Below are 7,687 nucleotides of genomic sequence, written 5' to 3'. Positions count from 1 at the left end.
GAAGGCATCCGTCATGGGCACGTACCGGCGGAACAGCTTCAGGGCACGGGACTTCTCGGGATCGATGTGCTCATTGCGCTGGAAGAGCATCCTGATACCGGTGAACAGCAGGAACGCTGCGAAGACGTAGAGGATCCAGGAGAAGTTCTGGATCAGCACCGCTCCCCCGGCGATGAAGATCCCGCGGAAGACCAGGGCGCCGAGGACCCCGAAGAACAGGACACGGTGCTGGTACTCGCGGGGGACGGCGAAGAACGTGAAGATGATCGCCCAGACGAAGACATTGTCGACCGCGAGCGATTTCTCGATGAGGTACCCGGCGAAGTACTGCTGCCCGAACTCGGCACCCCAGACACGCCAGACGATCATGCCGAAGACGATCCCGAAGAACACCCAGATACCGGACCACACGGCCGCCTCACGGACGCTGATGACGTGGGCGTGCCGGTGCGCGACGAGGTCGACGACGAGCATGAGGAGGATGAAGCCGATGACGGCGAGCCACACCCAGAGGGGGACGTCCATGAAGCGCTGCCTTCCAGTCAGTGAAAACCAACTGGAGGTCTCTCCCGGCCACCGCGGTGGCCCTGCCCGCCGGAGGGTACTGGGACCCTCGTAATGACGACGAACCGGATACGGGGATACTCCCCTCCATGTGAAAACCAGTGAAGCACACTTCACCTACCGGCGAAAGGGCGGAACTTGCCTACTTCACGACGCAGACGACCGGGTGACCATTACGAGCACCATGCACCACAAATTCCAGACACGGTAGAACCTGAGCCGGGGCGTCCCACCAACGACCGTAGGTCGACTGCGGACGGCCGCGCCGCACAGTAATCACGAGCACGAACAGGAAGAATGCGCTCAGGGTGAAGGTTGCCCAAAAAATTGCCAGGTCACACGCACTATCAAGTCACCCTCCATGGGCAAACAGATAAACCGGGTCTAGGGACCCGTGCCTTCCGGGGAACTCGAACCGCTCCGCCACTACGCGAACGCCTCCGATTATCCTGCGCATTCAGCAGCAACGCGTTCAAAGCGGAAAAACCGGCGTGATATGAACACCCGCCCCCAGGCTTGTCGGAACCGTCTGAGCGTGAAAAAGCTAAGCCACAAAGACCATCTGAAGGGCTTCATGCAGCCAGACTGGTGTTTCCCGGAACGAACACATGCATGAGTTTGCCGTCGTCTTTGATGAGAACGTTCTGCTGCTGTCGTGAGGCGACGTAGGCCTCGAGGTAGTCCCCGGCAGATCCGGCGAAATTTAAGGTCAGCAGAACGAATGCGCTCAGCTGATAGTCAGTGGGAAGTGTGAGCAGGGCGAGGCCCAGTACAATCCCCCAAATGAGAGTAGGGGCCAGAGCTACGAGTACTGCACTCCGGCGGGTCAGATAGGCGTGGTTTCCGGTGGTCAGGAAGGGAAACCGCACCGCGTAGGAAGGCCTCACCCCGGTCAACAACTGTAGGACCACACCGTGCGTCGCTTCATGGACCGCCATATAAACAAAGCACGCGGCCAGCGTCACAGGGATAGTGATAGCCGGGCCCCAAGAGGTGGCTGAAGGCACATCTAGCAACAGTGCTACACCCACAGCGAGGAGAACCACCAAAACGAAGATCCCCTGAATTACGACAATGAACTTCCTGTCCTTAAAATCAACTGCCATGTGCATCACGTAGCTCGACGGTAACTCGGAGGTGTCTCGCAACCTAGCTTGATCTGTCATCTCTATTTCCTTTGGGAACCCTTTAAAACTCTCTAGCTCAGCGAAGGCCGCACCTCAGCCTGGAAAATGCCCGAAAACCGACTTTCCTCCAGGATCGCAGGGCCGTCAACAGTGCTATGGCCAAGACCGCGAGGATCAGTTCGGCGAACAACTCTGCCCCATCGGACGGTGCCATGGGAGCGCGTCCATGGCTCCCGCGGAAAGGAGATAAACTGCGGCGATCAGAACTGCAATCAGCGTGATGAAGAGGTAAGGTCGCCTGACTTGAAGTCCTGTTAGCTGCATCTTTTCCTCGATAGTAGCTGCACGCGGCAGCAAGAAGTGCTCTGGCTTATTCCGTATGATCTCCGACCGAGTGCGTTACCCGAATACTAGCAACAGCAACGTGCCAAGAAATTAGTGGTTTCATAGGGAAAACTTTTTCTCAAGGTTCAACCAGGAAACGCTTGGATGAGATCGGAAAAATTTGATGCGAGCCGATCGCAGCGGCGAGGTAACACGCAGGGTTGGCGCCGGCAGCGGAAGCTCGCCCCAAAACGCTGCTACTGGCCATATATCCACACTGTGTCGCGGGCAGTCGGTGAGGAATAGGGTCCAACGTCCCTCTTAGAGATCTTCACGATCGAAAGCAGAGGTGGGATATGCACTCCGGACCTGACTCCGATCTGCAATCTCACCTCATCTAGGAATACAAATCGGTCAGTGGTGACCCAGACTCGACGAGGACAGCCGTGCATGGCTGATCGAGCACAACGGCGAGGCAGTGAGCTCGATGGAGCCGAGGAGGCACGCACTCTGACGGCACCCGTGCCGACTGGAGGATCTTGAAGCGACCGCCACGGCGCCTAGACTCCTTGAATGTCGAGCAGCACGTTCTTCCTCTACACAGGCAGTAATAACATCGCGGCGTCCCGTCACTTCTATTCCGATTTGATCGGCCTCGAACAGATTTGGGACGACGCTGATCAGATTGCTTACAGGATCGCCGGCGAGATCCAGTTCTCCGTCAGCTACGATCCGAACGCAACCATCAATGATGGGTGGTCCTTCCAGCCCGGTTGGGCCTTCGGGCTCGGCCTTGAACCCGTGCCACGCAGCGCACGCGCTTCATGGAGCATCCCGCTGTCTCCTCAGACATTTCAAAGCGCCGTAGCGCGGCTGCAGGATGCAGGAGTGGAGGTCTTGCGCCCTGACCCAACGTGGGTTGGCTATTGGAGTTACGTCGTGAGAGGCCCCATGGGCCAAACCGTCGAGCTCGCCGACGCGACAACCATCGGTCCCTGAACGGAGGAGCGCTGTCCGACCGGCATGAGAGACACCTACTGCGGATCTCGTGGCCTACCTTTACCGATCAGCGGTATGCGTCGTGTGGTTGTATGGCCACATGCCTCCCCGATCTTCGGCCGCGGTGTGGCCAACTGTTCATAACGAACGCCAAGCCCTCATCAGAGACCTTAAGTCGCTTACTTCGCAGCAATGGGCCCAACCCTCACTCTGCCCTGGTTGGGACATTCACGACGTCCTAGCTCACCTCGTGGATACGGCGAAGACAACTCGCCTCGGCTTCGTGCATCAAATGATCACCGCGAAATTCGACTTCGACAAGGCTTCCGCACATGGCATTACCAGGGAACGTGCCGCGACCCCGAAGGCGACCCTGGCGGAGTTCGATCGAGTTCGTGAAGCGACGAAGACTCCGCCTGCTGCTCTGGCAACTCGACTCGTCGAAGCAATAGTCCATGGTGAGGACATCCGGCGTCCCCTGAAGATCACGGGCTCGTACCCGAGCGAGTCGATCGAGGCAGCCTTGCGGTATCAGCTCAAGACCGGCGTTTCCATGGGCGGCGGCAAGAAACGCGCAGCCGGATTCCGCCTGCGAGCTTCCGATCTGAATGTCAGTTACGGCTCCGGCCCAGAAGTCGAAGGAACATCGCTGGAACTTCTCATGGCCGTCTCCGGCCGCCCCGTCGACAAGGAAGACTTCTCAGGTAAAGGTGCCGCAAGATTCCTGCAAAAGCTAGTAGAACCACCTCGATGAGCACTCTCGTCCCGCACCACCTTCCATCAGGAGCGCGATCATGACAGATGTCCCCAATTCTCCTGCCCTCGACATCAGCTTCTCACCACGAGGAATGGGACTGCCCCGAGTTTGCTTGACTCCTGACTTGTGAGGATTCAGTCCTCGCAGCAAGGATGTTCACATGCCTAAGCCGTTCCCCGCCGAGTTCCGCCGCGACGTGGTCGCCGTCGCACCCGAGCATGAAACTCCGATCTCGCAGATCGCCAAGGACTTCGGGATCTCCGAAGCAACCCTGCACAACTGGTTGAAGAAAGCCGATATCGAAGACGGTGTCCGATCCGGCGTAACAGCAGATCTACACCGGAAAGGTCAACATCGCAGTCGATCGGGCCCGTTCTGGCTTATAAACCGACCAATGAGAAGGTCCTAGGATCTCTGGATGAACAAGAAGGGGTCAATTCGATCGGTCCCTTGTCGACTGACGCTCCAGCGATCGCTGTTTACCTGACGTGCGTGGTGCCGGCGAGATCGCTCTTCTGATCCCGGAAGTCGGTGATTTTCCGCTCGTCTGTGATACAGATCCATCAGCAGGAACGATTAAGAATGTCTTCGATATCCGGTATGTCAAAGACGACCTCTCGGTGAATGTCAAAGGTCTGACGGGACAGCGATGGGCCGTCAGCGTTGCTGAAACTGAACAGCCCCAACGGGGGTAGTAGAGATTACTCGGCGGGACAAGAGGGCTGCACCCTTTCGGTGCAGCCCTCTTTCATGATGCTTTCAGCGTCGACGAAACTACTAGGACGATGTGAAGCCGTCGTAGAAGCATCCCTCGTGGTGGGGCCAGCTCAAGGCGTCACACCGGGGCCAACATGAGTTGACACACTCAGACCATCTGGGCGCGGCTTGAGCTTCCTACGCTTCGCTGCTTGTCCCGCGCCCAGGATGGACAGCAGGAACCAGGGGCCCGCCTGCACACACCTACCGCGTCACCGACAGTGCTAGCTCACCGCAGGCAAGCGGTGGCAATGTACAGCCTCTTGGCGCTCGGGTATCGAAGCGATTCTTAATCGGGATCTCGCGGCGCCGGCACTGATCCGGGCGCACCCACGCCTCACGGGCCCGGGAGAACTCAACCCACTGCGCGTACACGGCCTCTTTGGTACAGGCCATCGCGAAGCCCTTCACGGTCTGTTTCTGCCCGTCCGGGTACTCCAAATGCACCCACAACGCCGGCGCCTTAGCTGGCTCCGTCGCCGGCTTATCGGGCGGGTCGAGCTGCAGCGGGGGGCACGAAGCGGTCCGCGCTCGGCGGGATGCCATGCCAACCAGGGCGAGGAGCGGGACTCACCGGCACACCGTACCGACCGCCCCCGACATCAAGGACCTACGAGTTCCGGTCCATGTGAATCGCGATCAGGGAGTACCCTTTGGGCACGCGGGACAGCATCTGAGCTTTCGCGTCCTCATAAGTCGCGCCCTCGGCGCTCACCTGGCCAGTTCCGTGCTTCGAAGGACTCCCATGACAACCATCCGGGCAGCCTATCGGCGGCCTCGTCCGCGGCTTCTTCGGCACCGACCTCAACCGGATGATCATCGACATCACCGAGCCGGCCTGGGGGCCCACCAGCAGCCGGTGACCGCCGCCGTGGTGATGATGCTCATCGCGGTGGTACCTCGCCCAAGTGTCACCGGCGACGAATAGCCTATGGACGGAATCATCACCCGCAAGAGAAGCAAGCCATGATCACCCACCCCGGCGAATACCACGACGCAGACTCGAAGACGCCCGTCCCGCAGTCCCGGCGGACCCTCGAGATCATCGAGCGGGGCCGGCTGATGCCGCCCCTGCCGATTCAGGTAGCCCTGCGTGAGCGCCGTTCCGCCCCAGTCCTGATGCTGCCCGCACGGCCGCCGATCATCGACGTCGAGGCGGCCCGGAAGCTCGGGAGCATCCCCGTTCGGGCGGCATAGTCGCACGTGTGTAAGGCGTGGACTGGGCATATGGGCTTGCAGGAGACCATGCCCCCATGTGCCCGGTCAGGGAGGCTCAACCGTTCGTCGTTTAGGTGAATCTGGCGGTTGCTGGTGCGGATGCGCCTCGAGCTACCCGGGCACGGTGGTGACCGTCGTAATTACGGCAGCCAGCGACTTGCTGAGTGCCGCGCCGTATTGAGGTAGCCCACCTTGCGGAAGGTGACCTTGACCTTGATGTAGGCATTGCGGTCGTATCGGGTGAGCTTGTAGCTGGAGGCCGTGGCGCCTGCGATGGGCTTGTCGTTGCGCATCCACTGCCAGCTCGTGCTCGTCGGAGTGGGTGACGGGGTGGCCACGGTGGCCTTGAGCGTGTAGCCGACCTTCGTCGTGCCTATGACGACCGGATTCGCGAGCCGCGTGAACAGGGCGACAGGCTTCACGGCCGGGGACGTCCAGACCCCGTTGTGGTACCCGACCCTGGTGTGGGTTTGCCGGAAGGTGATCTGGCGCCATTGATCGGCCGCCGTCAGACGGTAGCTGAGCCCGGTCGCTCCGGTGATCGGCTTGCCGTCGCGCAGCCACTGGTATGTGGATTGCGAGGGCTTGGGCGAAATTACGTCCGTCCACGTCTCGGCCGTCAGCGTGTAGCCGACAGCGGCCGTTCCCCGGATCATCGGTCCCTGCGGCATGCTGAAGTATCCCGGGGGCGTGACAGGAGCGGAGAGAGCCGTGGTCGCGGCATCGTATTTGGTTCGGATGTACCGGGCGCGGACGGTGATCTTGTGGCCGCCGTCGGCTTTGGTGAGCGTGTAGGTCGGGTTCGTGTCCCAGGAGGTGAGCCTGGTCGCCCCGCGGTACCACTCGTACTGGACCAGCTCGGGCGTAGGCGTCGGCGCAGTACCTGGCACCGCGGTGAGGACCTGACCGGGCATCGCAGTGCCCTTGATGCTCGGGGCGGTGACGCCGGCGAACGAACCCTGGATGTAGGGCTTGTCGTAGAACCCCGTGGCTTTCGTCGTGCCCCTGTAGTTCGGGGCTGTCGGTGTCACCTGTACGCCGATTTGGTTGCCGATGTTCGCCGCGGTCGGAATGTAGGTTGCTCCGGTAGCACCGGGGATGGCCTGCGTCCAGCTTGATCTCTCGAACCACTGGTAGGTGTAGCCGAGACCGGCCGGCGCCGTCCCGACGACCGGCGGCGTCGAGGCACGCAGCACCGTGCCAGGGTGAGCCCAATAGGTTGACGGACCGGTCCAGGTGATAACGGGCGCCGCGGCCAGAGTGAGCTCCCCGCGGAAACCGACACCGAACGAGGTGCTCTCGGTCCAGGACCGATACCCGGGGGCCGATACCACCATGGTCCTGGTGAGTTCGGCACCCATGTCAGGTTCGGCCACTGTGTACGTCTCGGCGGTCGCGCCAGGGATCAGCGCCCCGTTGCGGAACCAGGTGTAGGCGTACTCAGGCTCGGAGGCGAAAGCAGGGAACCCGTTTGCAGTCACGAAGGTGGAGAGGGTGGTCCCCAGGAGGGGCGCACCGTTCGGCTGGAGGTGACCTCTGATGGAGCCCTGGACGGGTGCGCTTTCCTCGGTCATGTAGACCACGGGCTCCGCGTCGTACTCCTTGAGGGTCAACCGGGCCGATATGCGGTGCCCGAAGTCACTGGCCTGCACCTGGTAGGAGTTGCTCCCGTACATGCCGGGGACGACCTGCCCGTCGAGCAACCACTCGTAGGAGATCTTTTCGTAGAACCGGCTCCAGTCGATGTTGGGATCGAAGCGCAGGTACTCATGGACCACCGGGTCACTGAGGAACGTGAGGGTCGGTGCTATCGCCTGATCGCTCACGGACGGCGTCTCAGTGGTCGTGGCAACAGCAGGTGCCACGGGCGAGAAGAAGGTGAGTACCACCAGAGCCGCGCAGCCGGCAGCGAGAGATCGCCGGCCACGACCGGGCAGGCTTG

Annotated in this window: 6 protein-coding genes and 1 pseudogene; 4 read left to right on the top strand and 3 right to left on the bottom strand. The window is 60.9% G+C overall.

Annotated features, from left to right (window positions below):
- Both ACX80F_RS13230 and ACX80F_RS13225 read right to left on the bottom strand, forming a co-directional pair.
- A partial coding sequence (locus ACX80F_RS13230; RefSeq protein WP_459336863.1) for a TerC family protein occupies positions 1–525 on the bottom strand: 525 nt, incomplete at its 3' end.
- Between the two features lie 611 nt (positions 526–1,136).
- Positions 1,137–1,730, bottom strand: a complete 594-nt coding sequence (locus ACX80F_RS13225) for a DUF3267 domain-containing protein (protein WP_459336862.1) — start codon at positions 1,728–1,730, stop codon at positions 1,137–1,139.
- 858 nt (positions 1,731–2,588) lie between these two features.
- On the opposite strand from ACX80F_RS13225, the gene ACX80F_RS13220 reads away from it, so the two are divergent.
- The 4 genes and pseudogenes from ACX80F_RS13220 to ACX80F_RS13205 all read left to right on the top strand — a co-directional run bounded on the left by ACX80F_RS13220 (position 2,589) and on the right by ACX80F_RS13205 (position 5,724).
- Complete coding sequence (locus tag ACX80F_RS13220; RefSeq protein ID WP_459336861.1) at positions 2,589–3,014, top strand: VOC family protein; 426 nt, start codon at positions 2,589–2,591, stop codon at positions 3,012–3,014.
- A gap of 100 nt (positions 3,015–3,114) precedes the next feature.
- Positions 3,115–3,768 (top strand): maleylpyruvate isomerase family mycothiol-dependent enzyme, encoded by a 654-nt coding sequence (locus ACX80F_RS13215; protein WP_459336860.1) that lies wholly within the window; start codon positions 3,115–3,117, stop codon positions 3,766–3,768.
- Between the two features lie 163 nt (positions 3,769–3,931).
- A pseudogene (locus tag ACX80F_RS13210) lies at positions 3,932–4,081 on the top strand (transposase); the annotation flags it as partial.
- Positions 4,082–5,493: 1,412 nt separating this feature from the next.
- Entirely contained in the window at positions 5,494–5,724 is a 231-nt protein-coding gene (locus ACX80F_RS13205; protein ID WP_459336859.1) for a hypothetical protein, read from the top strand.
- 161 nt (positions 5,725–5,885) lie between these two features.
- On the opposite strand, the gene ACX80F_RS13200 is transcribed toward ACX80F_RS13205, so the two are convergent.
- Complete coding sequence (locus ACX80F_RS13200; RefSeq protein WP_459336858.1) at positions 5,886–7,571, bottom strand: hypothetical protein; 1,686 nt, start codon at positions 7,569–7,571, stop codon at positions 5,886–5,888.
- Positions 7,572–7,687 lie beyond the last annotated feature (116 nt).

It is taken from the genome of Arthrobacter sp. TMS2-4 (assembly GCF_054511075.1).
Note: the sequence above shows the minus strand (reverse complement) of the source record. Positions and strands in the feature narration are given on the sequence as shown.

Coding starts and splice junctions, on each gene's coding strand:
- ACX80F_RS13225 (WP_459336862.1), bottom strand. CDS start 1,730: ATGACAGATCAAGCTAGGTTGCGAGACACCTCCGAGTTACCGTCGAGC.
- ACX80F_RS13220 (WP_459336861.1), top strand. CDS start 2,589: ATGTCGAGCAGCACGTTCTTCCTCTACACAGGCAGTAATAACATCGCG.
- ACX80F_RS13215 (WP_459336860.1), top strand. CDS start 3,115: ATGCCTCCCCGATCTTCGGCCGCGGTGTGGCCAACTGTTCATAACGAA.
- ACX80F_RS13205 (WP_459336859.1), top strand. CDS start 5,494: ATGATCACCCACCCCGGCGAATACCACGACGCAGACTCGAAGACGCCC.